We start from the raw sequence: 16,885 nt of genomic DNA on the forward strand, positions 1-16,885 counted from the left end.
CAGCGATTCATGCGCATCGACCTGCGTCTGCCCAGCGTGCACACTTGAGAAGGTGTTACCCATGTCTGTGCACACCCGTTACCCCTGTCCCGCGTCTGAACAGTCGACACAAGAAAGTAGGTTGCCTGCCGGGGCGACATCCCGGCGCGCCTTCGCGGGAATGACGGCATGCGTGATTCTTGCCAACGCCTTTCGTCACGGCGCGCCGATGCCAGCTCGCTGCAGCGTTGCTGCACGGCCTCGCGCTCGGTCTGGGCGCGGTGGCGCTTGAGCGTTTCAACTACCACGTGGCGGTGGATGTCGAACTCGGGGTCGAGCTCCTACTCGGTAAACAGCATCCCTTGCACGGTGCGCTGGCGAAAGCGCCTGTACTTCAACAGTTTGTCGCTGAGCCGCTGGAACAGCGCCCCATGGCTGATGCCCGGGCGCAGCATCCACACGCCCAAGATCACCATCTGTTGACGTCGTTGTCGCTGCGCAGCCAGGCTGTGTCGACGAGGCGCATCGCCTCGGGCGAGGCCGTGGCGGTCTGGCATTACGCAGCGGCCTTCGGTGAGCCGGTGCGCTGCGAGTCGCTGTCGCGCAGCTCGCGCCGCAAAATCTTGCCGATGTTGCTCTTGGGCAGCGGCTCGCTGCGAAATTCGATGAACCTCGGCCTCTTGTAGCCAGTGAGCTTCTGTTGGCTGTACTCGCGCAGCTGCGCTTCGGTGAGGGTGTCGTCGCGCGGCACCACGAAGAGCTTCACCACCTCGCCCGACCGGTCGTCTTGCACGCCGATGGCTGCCACTTCACGCACGCCCGGGTGGGCCGAGATCACGTCTTCGATCTCATTGGGGAAGACCTTGAAGCCTGACACGATGATCATGTCTTTCTTGCGGTCGGTGATCTTGAAGTAGCCGCGCTCGTCCATGAAGCCCATGTCGCCGGTGCGCAGCCAGCCGTCGCTGGTGAAGACGTGGGCGGTTTCGTCGGGCCGGTTCCAGTAGCCCTTCATCACCTGCGGGCCGCGCACGCAAATCTCGCCCACGTCGCCCAGGGCCACCGGCGCGCCGTCGTCGTCGAGGATGGTGGCTTCGGTGGAGGGGATGGGCACGCCGATGGCGCCCGTCCAGTCTTTGATGTCGAGCGGGTTGGCTATCACCACGGGAGAGGTTTCGGTGAGGCCGTAGCCTTCGATGACGGCCGTGCCGGTGAGTGCCTTCCAGCGCTCGGCCACCGCACGCTGCACCGCCATGCCGCCGGCTGAGGTCATCTTGAGGTGGCGCACGTCGACGTCTTTGAACGCAGGCGCGTCTAGCAAGGCGGCGTACAAGGTGTTGACCGCAATGATGCCGGTGAAGGGGTACTTCTTCAGGTCGGCAATGAAGGCCGGCATGTCGCGCGGGTTGGTGATGAGCATCACGTGCGCGCCGATCTTCATGAACACCAGGTTGGAGAGCAGGGCATACACGTGGTACAGCGGCAGCGGGATGACGCAGATCTCTTTGCCGTCTTCGAGGTTGAGCCCGATCCACAGCGACATCTGCTGCACGTTGGCCACGATGTTGCCGTGCGTCAGCATCACGCCCTTGGCCACACCGGTGGTGCCGCCGGTGTACTGAAGGAAGGCGATGTCATCTTGCGTGAGCGGCACGTCGGTGAGCGTGAGGCCATGGCCTTCGCGCAATGCGGCGTTGAACTCGATGGCGTGCGCGATGCGCCACCCGGGCACCATCTTCTTCACGTACTTCACCACCGCATTGGTGATGAGCTCTTTCACCAACGGCAGCATGTCGCCCACCTCGGTGGTGAGCACGGTGAGCTGCAGCGACTTGTTCGACTCCAGCACCTCTTGCAGCGTGTGGGCGAAGTTCTCCAGCACCACGATCACTTCGGCACCCGAGTCGGTGAGCTGGTGCTCTAGTTCACGCGGGGTGTACTGCGGGTTGACGTTGACCACCGTGTAGCCGGCGCGCAGGGCGCCAAACAAGGCCACCGGGTATTGCAGCAGGTTGGGCAACATGATGGCCACTCGCGCGCCTCGGGGCAGCTTGAGCGACTTTTGCAGGTAAGCCCCGAAATGCCGGCTCGCTTCGTCGAGCTGCTGGTAGCTGAGGTGGCCCCCCATATTGCTGTAGGCGGTGAGCGGGCCGAAGCGGCGAACACTGGTCTCCAGCACCTGCTTGAGCGAGCTGAATTCACCGAGGTTTGCTTCGGCGGGAATGCCCTTGGGATATTGCTTGAGCCAGATCTTTTCCATGGTGTCTCCAGTCTTTGAGGGGCTGCGCTCGGGGCTGTTTCCGGCGCACCCTCAGACTCCCATGGAACACCCATGGCGCCAAGGCGTCATTGACGTGTGTCAATTCTGCGGCGCTTGCGTGCCGTGGCGAGCACGGCGTGGAAGGCCGGCTTGGGGCGGAACTCGTCGTCGAACAGAAGGGGGGCTTCAAACCGTGGCGAGGGCCACTGTCGCAGCCATGACTGCGCGTCACTGATGCCCCAGGTGAGCACCGCGCTGATGTGCTGTCGCTTGCGAATGAACAAGTCGAAGAACTCGGCATACCGCTTGGCCTGCGCCGCCAGAAGCTTCGGGGTGGCTTCGAAGACCCGGTTGTCGGCAAGGTTGTCGTTGAGCGCGATGTCGAGTTCGGTGATGTGCTGCGTGACCTTGAGCTTGGCGTATTCGTCGATGGCGCTTTCGAGCGCGCCCACGCGCGGGTGCAGCATGCTGCAATGCGCCTGGTGGCCGATGCCGTCGATCTTCACGCCGCGGGCCTTGAGTTCGCCCACCATGCGCGAGATCGCGGCCACCTTGCGCGGCTGCTGGGTTTCGTAGTCGTTGTAGAACAGCAGCGCGTCGGGGTCTGCCTTGGCCGCGGCACGAAACGCGATCTCGATGTACTCGGGCCCCACGATCTCGCGCATCTGGCTCATGCGCATGCCCTGTGGATCGGTGGGGCCGGCACCGGGCTCGTCGAAGACAAACGCCTCGTTCACCACGTCCCAGGCGAACACGCGGCCCTTGAAATGCGTGACCACGTCGGTGATGTACTTCTCCAGCCGCGCGATGAGCACGCTGCGTGACACCGTCTTGCCGGCGTCCGAGTAGAACCAGGCCGGTGTCTGCTGGTGCCAAACCAGCGTGTGGCCGCGCACCTTGATGCCATTGGCGAGCGCGAAGTCGACCATGGTGTCGGCGGTCGTGAAGTCGTACTGGCCCTCGCGCCCGCCCTTGGGCATGAGCTCTGTCGGCTTCATCGCGTTTTCAGCCACGACCACGTTGAAGTGCTGCTTGATGAAGTTGGCGGCCGACACCGTCACCTGCCCCGGGGTGATGGCCGCGCCAAACAGGAAATGCCCCGCCAGGGCCTGGGCCAGCGAGGGCTCGCTCGGGGCCGTGGCGTCGGTCCGGCTGCTGGTGGCGGCGAGCGCCGCCACCCGCAGCGAGAACTGACGTCGGGTCAGTTTCGGCGATCCTTTCGGGCTCATGCGCTCAACTCGCGGTAGCTGAAGTGCGCGAAGTCGGCATGCAGGTGCGAGCCCGACTGGTCTTGGCAGGCCAGGCCGATGTAGTTGCCGGTGAAGCCGAAGCTGCGCGGGTAGCCGCCTTCGAAGCGCGTGGCGTATTCGTCGGACAGCATCGACGAGGGCAGTGCCTCGCCGACGGGCTGCCACTGCCCTTCGGTCAGCGCGTACCAGAAGCGGAACCGCGGCCCCTCGAAGCGCAGCTTCAACCACACGCGGGGGGCTTCGCCCACGGGCACCGGCGCGGCGGCTTCGCGCAGCTTGCCGTCGTCGTTGACCTCCAGGCGCAGTACGCGGGCATCGAGCGATTCGTCGTGGGTGACGTGCAGGTACGCGTGGTTCTGCGTGTTGTAGTAGGCCACCAGCCCGGCCATCTGCTGGAACACCGTGGGCTGGAATTCGAGCACGGTGTCGGCTTCGCAGTTGAAGTGCTGCTGGCGCCTTGCCACCAGGCTCTGGTCGAAGTTCGACATCAGCGAACAGCGGCCGACCAGGCGCAGGTGGCCGGGGCGGGCCTTCAGCGAGAGCCACGATTCGTCGGCGGGTTCGCGCAGCGTGTTCCAGTGGCCCGACAGGCTGCTGGCCGAAAAGTTGTCTTGCTCGGCCTCACGCTCCACCGGCGCGGGTGGCAGCTGCGGCGCGGCGGGTTCGGTCAGCGGCGTGTTGTCGCCATGCGCGAGACGGGGCCAGCCGTCGGGTGTCCATTCCACGCGCTGCAATGCGGTCTCGCGGCCGAGGTTGCAATGCAGGCCCTCGTACTGCGCGGGTGCTTCGGGTGGCGGGTTGTGAAGCCACTCCAGCGGGCGCCCGCACAGGTGGGCCAGGTACCACTCGCCGAGGCCGGTGTCGACCAGGCTCGCATGGCCGGCGCGTTGCAGGCCGGCGGGTGCAGCGCGGTGCGCCGTCAGCATCGGGTGATGCGGGCTCAACTCGTAGGGGCCGCCGATCTGGCGTGAGCGTGCGATGGTGACCGCGTGCTCGTAGAAGGTGCCGCCCTCGGCGGTGAGCAGCACGTACCAGCCGTCGTGCTTGTAGAGGTGCGGGCCTTCGACCACACCGAGCGAGGTGCCGGCAAAGATGTTGGTGACCGGGCCTGTCAGGCAACGGCGTTCGTGGTCGTACTCCTGCAGCAAGATGCCGTTGAACTGGTTGCGCCCGGGGCGGTGGTCCCACTGCATGCTGAGCAGCCAGCTGCGGCCGTCGTCGTCATGGAACATCGAGGCGTCGAAGCCCCGGCTGTGCAGCTCGATCGGTTCCGACCAGGGGCCGCTCGGGTGCGGTGCGGTCACCAGGTAGTTGGGCGTGTCCTTGTGCGCGCCGAGCGTGCTGCGCACATTGGTGAACACCAGGTAGAACGTACCGTCGCGGTGGCTCAGGCAGGGCGCCCAGATGCCGGCGGAGTTGGGGTTGCCGCGCATGTCGAGCTGGCTGCGCCGGGTGAGCGCGTACGACAGGTGCTGCCAGTGCACCAGGTCGCGCGAATGATGGATGCGCACCGCCGGCCACCACTCGAAGGTCGAGGTGGCGATGTAGAAGTCGCGCCCCACGCGCAGGATGGATGGGTCGGGGTGAAACCCCGGCAGCACCGGGTTGTGAATGACGGTATTCATCGCGGCAAGCTCCAGATATTCAGATGTTCAGAGGGTTCGAAGGCCGAGAGTTCTTTGATTTCGGTTCGGACTGAGCCTGTCGAAGTCGGCGCAGTGCACGGCGCACCCTTCGACAGGCTCAGGGCGAACGGACGAGGGAACCGAGAACTCTCAGCCCTTTAGGCGAAACGGTTGACCCAGTTTTCCAGCGCCTCCTGGCGGCCCGAGCGCGGCAGGGTGTCGGTGTTGCGATCGAGCGCGCGCTGCGCCAGGGTGTCGAGGCCGAGCCGGCCGTCGCGGATGTCGCGGCCCAGCGGGCCTTGCCAGCCGGCGTAACGCTCGCCGAGGCTGCGGGCCATGCCGCCGTCCTGGATCATCTTTTCGGCCACGAGCAGGGCTCGGGCCGAGACATCCATGCCGCCGATGTGGCCGTGGAACAGGTCTTCGGCGTCGAGCGACTGGCGGCGCACCTTCGAGTCGAAGTTCAGCCCGCCGGTGGTGAAGCCGCCGCCCTGCAGGATGTAGTACATCGCCAGCGCCGTCTCTGGCACGTTGTGGGGGAACTGGTCGGTGTCCCAGCCGCACTGCATGTCACCGCGGTTCATGTCGATCGAGCCGAAGATGCCGAGCGCGAGCGCAGTGGCGATCTCATGCTCGAAGCTGTGGCCGGCCAGGGTGGCGTGGTTGGCCTCGATGTTGACCTTGACCTCGTTCTCCAGCCCATTGGCCTTGAGGAAACCGAACACGGTGGCGACGTCGAAGTCGTACTGGTGCTTGGTCGGCTCGCGTGGCTTGGGCTCCAGCAGGATCGGGCCTTTCAGGCCGATCTTGTGTTTGTATTCGACGGCCATGCGCAAAAAGCGCCCCAGGTTGTCGAGCTCGAGTTTCATGTCGGTGTTGAGCAGGGTTTCGTAGCCCTCACGCCCACCCCAGATCACATAGTTTTCGCCCCCCAGCTTCTTGGTGGCGTCCATCGCCTCCTTCACCTGCAGAGCGGCCAGCGCGAAGATTTCGGGGTCGGGGTTGGTGGCTGCGCCGCTCATGAAGCGGCGGTGGCTGAACACATTGGCCGTGCCCCACAGCAGCTTCAATCCCGTGCGTTGCTGCTGCTCGCCGAGCACGTCGACCATGCGGCGCAGGTTGTCGACGCTCTCGCGCGGGGTGGCGCCTTCGGGGGCCACGTCACGGTCATGGAAGCAGTAGTAGGGCAGGCCGAGCTTGCTGAAAAAATCGAACGCCACTTCGGCCTTGGCGCGTGCGGCCTGCATCGGGTCGGTGTGTCTGTGCCACGGGCGCTCGAACGTGCCGTCGTAGCCGAAGGGGTCGAAGCCGTTCCAGCAGAAGGTGTGCCAGTAGCAGGCGGCAAAACGCAGGTGGTCTTCCATGCGCTTGCCCAGCACCATGCGGTCTTTGTCGTAGTAGCGAAACGCCAGCGGGTTCGGGGTCTGCGGGCCTTCGTAACGAATAGGTTCGATGTTGGACAGGTAGCTCATGTTTTCTCCTGGGGTCGTCAATCGGTGTCTCGGGGCGGCACAGCAGCTGGCCGTGTTGTTCGCTTTGCGCCGTTCGCCCTGAGCTTGTCGAAGGGTGCACACAGCTCTGCGCCGGCTTCGACAGGCTCAGCCCGAACGGGGGGGTGAATGGCGCGTTTGGATCAAGTGGGATCAGGTTGAATCAAGTGGCTGGAAACAGCCCACGTGTGGCCGCATACAGCGCGCTGAAGCGTTTGTGGCGCGAAGCCAGCGCGTGGGCGCGAGGGGTGTCGGGCGTGAAACGGTGGCGCACGGCGGGCGGCTGGCACACCTGGGCTTCGTCGCCGCCGTCGGCCAGCCAGGCCAGGCGAGCCGCACCCAGCGCGCCGCCGGCTTCGCCACCGTCGAGCGTGACGATCGCAAGCCCCAGCACGTCGGCGTGCAGTTGGGCCCAGAAGCCGCTGCGTGCGCCGCCGCCCACCAGGGCCAGCGTGCCGGGTTGTGTGCCGGCCGCGCGCAAGGCGTCGAGCCCGTCGCGCAGGCCGAAGGCCACACCTTCGAGCACGGCGTAGCACAGGGCTCGTGCGTCGGTGTCATGGTCGAGCCCGAAGAACACGCCGCGTGCGTGGGGGTTGTTGTGCGGCGTGCGCTCGCCCGACAGGTAGGGCAGGAACAGCGGCGCCGCCAGCTGCTCGGCGGCAGAGAGTGTCTCGGTGCGAGCCACCAGCGCGGCCTCGCTTTCGGCGCCCACCAGGCGGGTGACCCAGCTCAGGCACGCGGCCGCCGAGAGCATCACGCTCATCTGGTGCCAGCGGCCCGGCACGGCGTGGCAGAAGGCGTGCACGGCCGAGGCCGGGTTGGGCCGGAAACGGTCGTTGACGACGAAGATCACGCCACTCGTGCCCAACGAGATGAAACCCTCGCCCGGGCGCACCGCGCCGATGCCGATGGCGCTGGCGGCGTTGTCGCCGCCGCCACCCGCCACGATGACCTCGGGCGACAGGCCCCAGGCTGCGGCGGTCTCGATCGAAAGACGCCCCGACACCTCGCTGCCTTCGACCAGGCTGGGCATCTGCGCCTGGCTGAGCCCGGTCAGCGCCAGCAGCTCGTCGGACCAGCGGCGCTGTGCCACGTCGAGCCACAGCGTGCCGGCGGCGTCGGACATCTCGCTCACGTACAGGCCAGTCATGCGGTAGCGCAGGTAGTCCTTCGGGAGCAGCACTTTGTCGATGCGCGCAAACAGCGCCGGCTCGTGCGTGCGCACCCAGGCGAGCTTGGGTGCGGTGAAGCCGGGCATGGCCAGGTTGCCCGCGATCTGGGGCAGCGCGGGCAGGGCCGCCATCATCGTGGCGCACTCGAGCACCGAGCGGCCGTCGTTCCACAGGATGGCCGGGCGCAGCACCTCACCGTGCCGGTCGAGCAGCACGGCGCCGTGCATCTGGCCTGACAGGCCGATGGCGCGCACTTGTGCCCAGGCCTGCGGCGCGAGCGAGCGCAGCTGGGCCACGGCCTGCTCAGCGGCGGCCCACCAGGCGTGCGGGTCCTGCTCGCTCCAGCCGGCGGCCGGCCGCTGCACGCTGAGCCGCGCGCCCGCCTGCGCCACGATGGCGCCGCTGTCAGCCAGCAGCAGGAGCTTCAGCTCGGAGGTGCCGAGATCGAATCCGAGGTACATCGACGGGCCTTGTTGTCAAAGGTTTGAGTTGAGGCGCAGGCGCTCACGCGCGGGCCGCGTGGATCAGCGCGTCGACCTCGGTGCTCACGCTGCCTGGCACCACCTTCAGGATCTCGGTGCCGAAGCGCACCAGCAAGGCGTCGGCCATGTCATCGACCGACGCCTGTGGGTGGGCCCGCACCGTCTCATGCAGCAGCGGCGCGTATGCCGCACGGCGCACGGCGTTCAGCACCAACGACGGGTTGGTGGTGGCGTCGCGCGGGGTCGAGCGCTCGATCTTGTTGAAGTCGCCGGTGTCGGCGACCACGGTCGTGTAGCGCTTCAACTGCTCCAGTTGCGACGTTGGCGTGATGCGGTAGGTCATGCTGCGGGCCGCGGGCGTGGCTCAACGGCGTGTGCGCTTCTTGACTTGCTCTTGCGCGTCGGCGAGGGCGGTCTTGATGTCCTTGCCCTGTTCGAGCACCTTGCTCAACTCGCTGTTCACCACGTCGTTGGCGATGGGGTCGAATTTGTCGACCGCAATCGCCTGGATCTTGTCGGCCGAGACCTTCCAGAGCTGGCGTGCCTTCTGGTCGCCGAGGTAGGCGATGGGCTGGTCAAGGAAGGGGTCGGACTGCGCCTCGATCAGCGCCGGGAAGGCATCGAGGCTGCGGAAGGCTTCCAGCTGCATCTCCTTGCTCAGCGTCATGAACTTGATGAACTCGAAGGCCGCGGCCTTGTTCTGCGCCTTCTTCGGGATGGCGTAGAACGAGCCGCCCCACGAAGCAAAGGTGCCGTTGGGCAACTGGGCCGAACGCCAGTTGCCCTTGGATTCGGGGGCCAGCCAACTGCTCAGGTGGCCTGCCAGCCAGGCGCCCATCATCTGCGAGGCGACCTTGTCGCGCTTGAAGCCTTCGCTCCACTCGTTGGACCAGGCGCTGATCTTGCCGTCGATGCCGGCCTCGCGCGCGCTCTTGGCCAGCTCGAAGGCCTTCTGGAAGCGCGGCGTGTTGATCAGCGGCTGGCCCTTCTTGTTGAAGTAGATGCCTTCGCCGTCTTTCAGGCCCGAGCGGATGTAGATGTCCTTGATGTCCGCCGCATTGGCCAGCAGGAAGGCGCCGGTGGCGGCTTTGAGCTTCTTGCCGGCGGCGATGTATGAGTCCCAGCTGCGGGTGAGATCGGCTTCGGTGACACCGGCCTTGTCGAGCAGGTCCTTGCGGTAGAACAGCGCGCCCGGGCCGATGTCGGCCGGCATGGCGGCCAGCGCGCCGGTGCCGCTCATCGCCTGGGGCACCGAGAATTTGGCAAAACGCGAGGTGCTGGGCATGGCGTTGTACGGCGCCTTGGCCAGGTCTTCGAGACCACCCGACTCGGCAAACTTGCCGATGTAGCTCAGCTCGACGGCCATCACGTCGGGCAGGTTGGCGCCGGTGGCCAGCGCCGTGGTCATGGCGGTGTGGTGGTCGGCAAATGCCAGGCTGGCGAGCTTGATATCGATTTCAGGATGGAGCTTTTTATACAGCGGGATGGCGGCCTTGATCGCCATGTCGAAGCTCGGGAACGAGGCCACGGTGATCGTGGTGGTGGCTTGTGCTTGCGCACCGAAAGTCACCAGGGCGCTGACGGCCAGCACCAGGGGTTTGATCAGGTTCTTCATGCTTGTCTCCTTGTTGTCCAGTGGTTGTTGTGGGGGATCTCTACAAGGGCGCCAGACGTTGCAAAGGTCTGCCACCGATGATCATGCCGAGCACCTCGTCTTCGCTGACGTCTGTGGTGCGGTAGGTGCCGACGGTCTTGCCGTTCTTCATGACCGACAGGCGGTCGGACAGGCCGAACACGTCGGGCATGTCGTGTGTGATCAGGAAGATGCCCACGCCGCTGGCCTTGAGCGTGCGCACCAGCTCATGGACCATGCGCGTCTCTTCGGGCCCGAGGGCGGCGCAGGGCTCGTCCATGATCAGCGCGCGGGCGTTGAAATAGAGCGCTCGCGAAATGGCGACCACCTGTCGCTGCCCACCCGAGAGCGAACGCACCGGCACGCGGATGTTCTTGAAGTTGGGGTTCAGGCGGTGGAAAACCTCACGTGCGGCCTTCTCCATGGCGTAGTCGTCGAGCGTGCCCCAGCGGGTGAGCAACTCGCGCCCGAGGAAGAGGTTGGCCACGGCGTCGAGGTTGTCGGCCAGGGCCAGGGTCTGGTAGATGGTTTCGATGCCGAGCTTCTGCGAATCGGCTGGGCTGTCGAGCCGCACCAGCTCGCCCGCCACCCTGATCTCGCCGCTGTCGATGCTGAAGGCGCCGGCCAGCAGCTTCATCAGCGTGGACTTGCCGGCGCCGTTGTGGCCCAGCAGGGCCACCACCTCGCCGGGGTGCACCGACAGGCTCACCCCCTCCACGGCGCGCACACCGTGGAAGGCTTTGTGGATGTCGCGCATCTCGATGAGCGGCGTGGTCATGGGCAGTGCACTCATGTCATGCGCTCCCCGGTGGCGCGGCGGTACAGCACGTCGAACACCACGGCCACGATCAGCACCTGGCCGATGATGACCATGCGCAAGCCGATGTTCACGTCGAGCAACAGCAGGCCCGACTCCAGGAACTGGATCACCAGCGCGCCCAGCACCGAGCCCAGCACGGTGCCGCTGCCACCCGACAGGGCCACACCGCCGATCACCGCAGCGGCAATCACGTACAGCTCCATGTTGGAGCCGAGCGAGTTGGTGCCGGCGTTCAGCCGCGACACCGAGACCACCGCAGCCACGGTCACCATCACGGCCAGCAGCAAGAAGAGCCTGAGCATGACCCGCTTCACCGGAATGCCCACCAGCAACGCCGCTTCGGGGTTGCCGCCGATGGCATAGACATAACGCCCGAAGCGCGTGCGGTTGACGATGAAGGCCATGCCCGCCACCACTACGCCCCAGATCACCACCGGGATCGGAATGCCCTGGCCCGCACCTTTGTCGGCCAGCACATAAGTGTTCATCGTGGCCACGAAGCCGAGCAGTGAAGCGATGAAGAAGAGCGTGAGCCCGGCCTCGAACCACAGCGGGCGCAGCGGGAAGCCGTGCGCATGCGCCTTGCGCCGGCGCGACACGGCGTTCCAGGCCAGCAGCAACGACAGGCCCACGCCCAGCACCCAGCTGAGCAGGGGGCCGAGCGAGCCTTCGAGGCCGCCGCCGATCATCAGGAAGACGGGGTCGTTGATCGGCTGTGTCTTGCCGTCGGCCACCAAAAAGGCGGCGCCGCGAAACGACATCAGGCCGCCCAGCGTCACCACGAAGGAAGGCACGCCCAGGTAGGCGGTGAGCCAGCCCTGGTAGAGCGCGATGGCCAGCGACAGCGCCAGCCCGGCCAGCGAGGCCGGCACCCAGTGCCAGCCCTTGGTGTACATGAGAAAGGCGATCAGCACGCCCACCACGCCCATCACCGAGCCGACCGACAGGTCGATCTGGCGCGCCACGATGATCAGCGCCACGGCGGCCGCGACGATGCCCACCACCGCGGTCTGCTGGGCGATGTTGTAGAGGTTCTCAGGCGTCAGGAAGGTGCCCGTGAGCCCATGAAAGACCAGCGCCATGGCGATCAACACGCCCGCCATGATGGACAGGCGCAGGTCGAGGCTGCTGATTTGAAGTTGGTTCCACATGGGGTGCTTCTGTGTGCCGGGCAGGCGCGTGTGCCGCATGACGCGGCACACGCGGGCGCAACAAGCCGCTTACTTGCAGGCGGCAGGGCCGGCGGCTTTGTCAACGCCCTTGCACAAGGCGTCTTTGGAGATGTGACCGGCCTTGACCACCACGTCGAGGTTGGCCTGCGTCACCGGCACGGCCTTGAGGAAGATCGCGCTCATCGGGATCTTCTTCTCGCCTTCGGCCCAGGTCGACGAGCCTGCGACCTTCTTGCCACCGGCCAGCGCGAGGGCCGCCGTGGCGGCTTCGCGGCCGAGGTCACGTGCGTCTTTCCAGACCGACACCGTCTGCGTGCCCAGCGCCACGCGGTTCAGGGCGGCGTGGTCACCGTCCTGGCCCGACACCGGCACGCCCTTCAGGCCGCGTGCCGACAGGGCCGCCACGGCGCCGCCCGCCGTGCCGTCGTTGGAGGCCACCACCGCGTCGACCTTGTTGGCGTTCTTGGTGAGGATCTGCTCCACGTTCTTTTGCGCCACTTCGGGCTTCCAGCCTTCGGTGTACTCCTCGCCCACGATTCGGATGTCGCCCTTCTTGATGGCATCGGCCAGCACCTCTTGTTGGCCTGCGCGCAGGAAGTCGGCGTTCGGGTCGGTGGGCGAGCCCTTGATCATCACGTAGTTGCCCTTGGGCTTGGCGGCCAGCACGGCGCGCGCCTGCATGCGGCCCACTTCTTTGTTGTCGAAGGTGATGTAGAACACGCCGGGGGCTTCGATCAAGCGGTCATAGGCGACCACCGGAATGTTCTTTGCCTTCGCCTTGGCGAGCGCGGGAACGATGGCGTCCTTGTCCATGGCCAGGATGATCAGCGCCTTGGCGCCCTTGGCGATGAGGCCGTCGATGTCGGCCAGCTGCTTCTCGGGCGAGCCGCCCGCGTCGGCGCTGACATAGCTGCCGCCTGCCTTGGCCAGCTGGCCCTTGATGGCGGCTTCGTCGGTCTTCCAGCGCTCTTCCTGGAAGTTGGACCAGCTCACGCCGACCAGGGTTTGTGCCATGGCCAGGCTGCCGAAGGTGGCCAGAAAGCCGGCGGCCAGAAGTTTGTGTTTCGTGTGCATGTTGTCTCCTTGCTGTTGTTGATGAACGCGCCGGCATGCAACGGGAGCCGGCTCGCGCTTTGGGGTCATGCGTCGGGCCGTCTCCCGCCGCTTTCGTGATCGAAGCCATGGCGCGAGATCGACTCGACGACCTCGGTCGATTCGTCGAGCCGCTGCAGCACCAGCGAGGCCGCGCCGCGCGCCCACACCTCGTCGCCCTGGTGGCGCACCACCAGCTGCACGGCCTCGCGGTGGGGCAGCAGCATGGCCTGCGTCATGGCTTCGCGCAGGGCGGGCTCGTAGAGGTCGGCTGCACTCGTGCCGTCACCATCGAGCAGCACCAGCTGGGGCGCCAGCAGGTTGACCACGTTGCCTATCCATTGGCCGAGCGTGCTGCCTTGGGTCTCGAAGATCTCGCGGGCGCGTGCATTGCCATGGCGCGCCAGCTTGATCAGCTCGGCGTGGGCGGCCATCACCCCCTCGGCCGTCAGCGGCTCGTCGCCGGCCAGGAGCCCGGCCTGGCGACCCTGGCGCACCAGCGCGTAGTGCGCGACGTAGGCCTCCAGGCAACCTTGTTTGCCGCACTGGCAGGTGAAGCCGTTGCGTTGCAGTTGCAGGTGCGCGAGCTCGGAGGCCAGGCCTGAGTGCCCGCGGTAAAGCTCACCATTGAGCACCAGGCCCAGGCCCAGGCCGTGTTCGAGCGTGACCACCGCCATGTTGGGCACACGCGCGGCCTGCCCGAACCACTGCTCGGCCAGCGCCAGCATGTTGGCGTCGTTCTCGATGAAGACGGGCACGCCCATCGCGTCGGTGAGCGCCTGGTCGAGCGACGCAGTGTCTTTGCGCGTGGCGGGTTTGAGCACCGGGGACCACAGCACCTCACCGCGCATCGAGTCGACGAAGCCCGGCAGCGCCACACCCACGCCGGCCAGCCGCTGGCGCACGGCACCGCCAGCACCGGCCAGGCAGGCTTCGATCTCGCGTACCAGCGTGCGCACCAGCGCGGCCTGCGTCATGGGCGAGGAGAGCGGCACCTTCAGCGTGTTGCGCACGCCGCCCGCAAAGTCGCACAAGGCCACGGTCAGCTGGTGCACCGCCACCTTCACGCCCACCACCCAGGCGTGATCGGGGTTCATCGCCAGCTCGCGTTCGCGCCGGCCACCGCCTTGCGAGGGCCTTGCGCCCACTTCGATGAGCGCGCCGCTCTCGAGCAGGCGCCGTGTCAGCGTCGACACGGCGGGCTGGCTCAGCCCGGTGCGCTCACCGATTTCCGCACGCGACAGCGGCTCGCTCGCCAGGCGCACCGCATGCAGCACCTGGTACAGGTGCAGCTGCGAGATTTGCCGTGATTGAAGACGCGCCATGCCAGTCCATTGAAATAATTCGGCATTTTATTTCGGCGAGTTTTAATTGAATGAGGACTTACCCGCGTGGCACCGCACGGGGTGCTACCAGTCTTCCTTCACGGCCAATGCCGCCTGCCGCGTGGCTGCGCCACGGGCGGCGATCCAGGCGGTGAGGGTGCCTGCCAGAACCACCGCGCCACACAGCACAACCAGCCGGCCCCAGGGCAGCACGAGCTCCATGGTCCAGTGAAAACTCTGCGGGTTGACCACGTGCACCAGCACCACGCTCACCGCCAGACCCAGCAGCAGGCCGAGCACGCTGCCTGCGGCCGTCCACACCGCGCCTTCGGCCGCCACCACGGTGAGCACCTGGCGGCGCGTGAGGCCCAGGTGGGCGAGTAGGCCGAACTCCTTGCGCCGCGCCAGCACCTGCGCCGAGAAGCTGGCGGCGATGCCAAACAGGCCGATCGCAATGGCCACCGCCTGCAACCAGTAGGTCACGGCAAAGCTGCGGTCGAAGATGCGCAGCGACAGCGTGCGCACCTGGCCGGCGGTGGCGAACTCGAGTGCTGCGCTGTCGGGCCCGCCCAGGCCGCGCAAGGCTTGCTGCACGGCGCCAGGGTCGGTGCCGGGTTGCAGCCACAGCGCCATGTCGTTCACGCGCAGGTCGTGCGTCAGCCGTTGGTAGTCGGCCAGTTGCAGCGTGACGGCGCCGTGCTGGTGGGCGTAGTCGCGCCACACGCCGCGCACGAACACGGTCACGCGCTGGCCGTCGGGCAGTGGCAGCGCGAAGCGTGTGCCGGGCTGTGCACCGTAGAGGCTGACCATGGCTTCGCTCACATAGGTGGCAGTCTCACCGGGCGGCAGAAGGCGCAGCTCGCCGATCAATGGCAAGTCTTTCTCGGCGTTGACGATGGGGCGAGCGAGCAGCGCCACAGCGGGCCGGCCCGCTGCGAGCTGCACAGCCGACACACGCTGCGTGCTGGTGCGCAGCACGCCGGGCACTGCAGCGGCACCTTCGAGCAATGCTGGGGGCAGGGTGAGCACGTCGCCTGCGCCGCTGCTGCTGGCGGCGCGCACGTACAGGTCGGCGGGCAGCACGCTGTCCAGCCACTGCGTCATCGAGTCTCTGAAGCTGGTCACCATCACCGTGAGCGCCACGGCCAGGCTCAGGCTGGCCACCACACCGGCGACGGCAATGGTGGCGGTGTGGCGCTCGTGGCGGGCGCGTGCCACCGCCAGCAGGGCGAGTGCATTGCGCGACGGCGGCAAGGCCTTGAGCAACCAGCCCACGCCGGTGGGCACGCAGGCGATGCCACCGAACAGCAGGCACGCCACCGAGCCGTAGGCGGCCAGCGGTATTTCGGCGATGGGCGGAAGCAACGCGAGCAGGCAACCTGCAGTCAACATGACGGGGCCGAACCAGGGCGACGCGGTGTCGGCGCTGCTGCTGCCCAACCCCTTCAAAGCCTGTGCAGGCACAAGCCGCTGAGCGCTGCGCGCAGGCCACCAGCCGCCGACCACGGCTGCGGTTGTGCCGAGCACGCCGTAGACCAAGGCGGCCAGGGCACCGAACTGCAAGCGGGGCGCCACGCCCGGAAAGTAGCCACCGCCCAGATCACCGGCCAACAGCCGCAGGGCCAACGCCGCGAGCGCTGTGCCTAGCAACAGCCCGAGCGCGCTGCCCACCAGTCCCAGCAAGGCTGACTCGGCCAGCACCAGCATCAAACGCTGGCGTGCGCTCAGGCCCAGCACGCCGAGCAGGGCCAGCTGTGGCTGCCGCTTGGCCACCGACAGCGACAAGATGGAAAACACCAAAAACGCGCCGGTGAACAGCGCCACCAGCGCCAGCACCGTGAGGTTCACACGGTAGGCGCGCGACACGTTAGACACGCGCTGCGCCGCTTCGTCGGGCGATGCGGCGCGCAGGCCTGCGGGCAGGGCCAGCTCACGCAGCACGGCAGCGCGGTCGGCGCCGGGGCGCAAGCGCACGTCGATGCGGCTCAGCCGCCCCAGCCAGGCGAACTGCTCTTGCGCGCCGGCAATGTCCATCACCGCGATGGGCGGGCCGCTGGCCGAGACGGTGCCGAGCACGCGCAGGTCTACATGGCCTTGCGGCGTTTGCGGGCGCACCGTGTCACCCAGGCGCTGCTGCGCTGCGGCGTTGAGAAAAACCGCAGCAGGGTCGAGCAGGGCGAGCCGGTCGGTGCCCTCGCGCGGGTGCGGCACCAAGGCGGGCGAAAGAGGGCCTGCGACCAGTGCATCGAGGCCCAGCACGCGCAGTGGCATGCGCTGGCCTTGCGTGTCGATGGCGTAGGTGTCGATCTCGACCACGGGGCTGGTCCAGGCCACCTGAGGGTGAGCTGCCACGTGCTCGTAAATCGCTTCGTCAAAACCGCCGCGCTGCCCGCGTAACTCGAAGTCGGGCTGGCCATTGACCGAGCGCACGGCGGCGCTGAACTCGCTCAGTGCCGACTGGTTGATGAGCTGCACCGAAAAGGCCAGCGCCACACCCAGGGTGACGGCGAGCAGCGCGGCCAGGTTACGCCAAGGGTGGTGGCGCAGCTCGGGCCAGGAGAGGTGGCGCAGCAGGCTGAGCATGG

12 protein-coding genes and 1 pseudogene are annotated in these 16,885 nt (G+C 66.9%); all 13 read right to left on the minus strand.

Features of this window, described 5'->3' with window-relative positions; all coding sequences use genetic code 11:
• Nucleotides 1-320: 320 nt before the first annotated feature.
• Nucleotides 321-536 (minus strand): hypothetical protein, encoded by a 216-nt coding sequence (locus AC30QB_RS18110; protein WP_489547657.1) that lies wholly within the window; start codon nt 534-536, stop codon nt 321-323.
• Nucleotides 536-2,239 carry an AMP-binding protein gene (locus tag AC30QB_RS18115; protein WP_489547658.1) on the minus strand — a complete coding sequence of 568 codons (1,704 nt, stop codon included), beginning with the start codon at nt 2,237-2,239 and terminating at the stop codon, nt 536-538. Before AC30QB_RS18115 ends, AC30QB_RS18110 begins: the two co-directional genes overlap by 1 nt.
• An 86-nt stretch (nt 2,240-2,325) precedes the next feature.
• On the minus strand, nt 2,326-3,468 hold the full coding sequence (locus tag AC30QB_RS18120; RefSeq protein ID WP_489547659.1) for an endo-1,4-beta-xylanase: 1,143 nt from the start codon (nt 3,466-3,468) through the stop codon (nt 2,326-2,328).
• The gene (locus tag AC30QB_RS18125) at nt 3,465-5,114 is read right to left on the minus strand and encodes a glycoside hydrolase family 43 protein (RefSeq protein ID WP_489547660.1); all 1,650 of its coding nucleotides are present in this window, start codon (nt 5,112-5,114) and stop codon (nt 3,465-3,467) included. The genes AC30QB_RS18120 and AC30QB_RS18125 overlap by 4 nt, the downstream gene beginning before the upstream one ends.
• Nucleotides 5,115-5,272: 158 nt before the next feature.
• Nucleotides 5,273-6,586, minus strand: a complete 1,314-nt coding sequence (gene xylA / locus AC30QB_RS18130) for a xylose isomerase (RefSeq protein WP_489547661.1) — start codon at nt 6,584-6,586, stop codon at nt 5,273-5,275.
• A gap of 181 nt (nt 6,587-6,767) precedes the next feature.
• Nucleotides 6,768-8,237, minus strand: a complete 1,470-nt coding sequence (xylB, locus tag AC30QB_RS18135; RefSeq protein ID WP_489547662.1) for a xylulokinase — start codon at nt 8,235-8,237, stop codon at nt 6,768-6,770.
• A gap of 67 nt (nt 8,238-8,304) precedes the next feature.
• Nucleotides 8,305-8,601, minus strand: a pseudogene (locus AC30QB_RS18140) (transaldolase family protein); the annotation flags it as partial.
• 21 nt (nt 8,602-8,622) lie between these two features.
• On the minus strand, nt 8,623-9,873 hold the full coding sequence (locus tag AC30QB_RS18145; protein ID WP_489547663.1) for an ABC transporter substrate-binding protein: 1,251 nt from the start codon (nt 9,871-9,873) through the stop codon (nt 8,623-8,625).
• Between the two features lie 40 nt (nt 9,874-9,913).
• Nucleotides 9,914-10,684, minus strand: coding sequence for an ATP-binding cassette domain-containing protein (locus AC30QB_RS18150; protein ID WP_489547664.1), 771 nt, complete (start codon nt 10,682-10,684; stop codon nt 9,914-9,916).
• Nucleotides 10,681-11,862, minus strand: a complete 1,182-nt coding sequence (locus AC30QB_RS18155) for a sugar ABC transporter permease (RefSeq protein ID WP_489547665.1) — start codon at nt 11,860-11,862, stop codon at nt 10,681-10,683. Before AC30QB_RS18155 ends, AC30QB_RS18150 begins: the two co-directional genes overlap by 4 nt.
• 69 nt (nt 11,863-11,931) lie before the next feature.
• Nucleotides 11,932-12,957 carry a D-xylose ABC transporter substrate-binding protein gene (gene xylF, locus AC30QB_RS18160; protein WP_489547666.1) on the minus strand — a complete coding sequence of 342 codons (1,026 nt, stop codon included), beginning with the start codon at nt 12,955-12,957 and terminating at the stop codon, nt 11,932-11,934.
• Nucleotides 12,958-13,022: 65 nt separating this feature from the next.
• Nucleotides 13,023-14,300 carry an ROK family transcriptional regulator gene (locus tag AC30QB_RS18165; protein ID WP_489547667.1) on the minus strand — a complete coding sequence of 426 codons (1,278 nt, stop codon included), beginning with the start codon at nt 14,298-14,300 and terminating at the stop codon, nt 13,023-13,025.
• Nucleotides 14,301-14,384: 84 nt separating this feature from the next.
• Nucleotides 14,385-16,883 (minus strand): FtsX-like permease family protein, encoded by a 2,499-nt coding sequence (locus AC30QB_RS18170; RefSeq protein WP_489547668.1) that lies wholly within the window; start codon nt 16,881-16,883, stop codon nt 14,385-14,387.
• Nucleotides 16,884-16,885 lie beyond the last annotated feature (2 nt).

This window comes from Rhizobacter sp., assembly GCF_046595475.1.
Taxonomy (GTDB): Bacteria; Pseudomonadota; Gammaproteobacteria; order Burkholderiales; family Burkholderiaceae_C; genus Rhizobacter.

Coding starts and splice junctions, on each gene's coding strand:
- AC30QB_RS18110 (WP_489547657.1), bottom strand. CDS start 536: ATGCCAGACCGCCACGGCCTCGCCCGAGGCGATGCGCCTCGTCGACAC.
- AC30QB_RS18115 (WP_489547658.1), bottom strand. CDS start 2,239: ATGGAAAAGATCTGGCTCAAGCAATATCCCAAGGGCATTCCCGCCGAA.
- AC30QB_RS18120 (WP_489547659.1), bottom strand. CDS start 3,468: ATGAGCCCGAAAGGATCGCCGAAACTGACCCGACGTCAGTTCTCGCTG.
- AC30QB_RS18125 (WP_489547660.1), bottom strand. CDS start 5,114: ATGAATACCGTCATTCACAACCCGGTGCTGCCGGGGTTTCACCCCGAC.
- xylA (WP_489547661.1), bottom strand. CDS start 6,586: ATGAGCTACCTGTCCAACATCGAACCTATTCGTTACGAAGGCCCGCAG.
- xylB (WP_489547662.1), bottom strand. CDS start 8,237: ATGTACCTCGGATTCGATCTCGGCACCTCCGAGCTGAAGCTCCTGCTG.
- AC30QB_RS18145 (WP_489547663.1), bottom strand. CDS start 9,873: ATGAAGAACCTGATCAAACCCCTGGTGCTGGCCGTCAGCGCCCTGGTG.
- AC30QB_RS18150 (WP_489547664.1), bottom strand. CDS start 10,684: ATGAGTGCACTGCCCATGACCACGCCGCTCATCGAGATGCGCGACATC.
- AC30QB_RS18155 (WP_489547665.1), bottom strand. CDS start 11,862: ATGTGGAACCAACTTCAAATCAGCAGCCTCGACCTGCGCCTGTCCATC.
- xylF (WP_489547666.1), bottom strand. CDS start 12,957: ATGCACACGAAACACAAACTTCTGGCCGCCGGCTTTCTGGCCACCTTC.
- AC30QB_RS18165 (WP_489547667.1), bottom strand. CDS start 14,300: ATGGCGCGTCTTCAATCACGGCAAATCTCGCAGCTGCACCTGTACCAG.
- AC30QB_RS18170 (WP_489547668.1), bottom strand. CDS start 16,883: ATGCTCAGCCTGCTGCGCCACCTCTCCTGGCCCGAGCTGCGCCACCAC.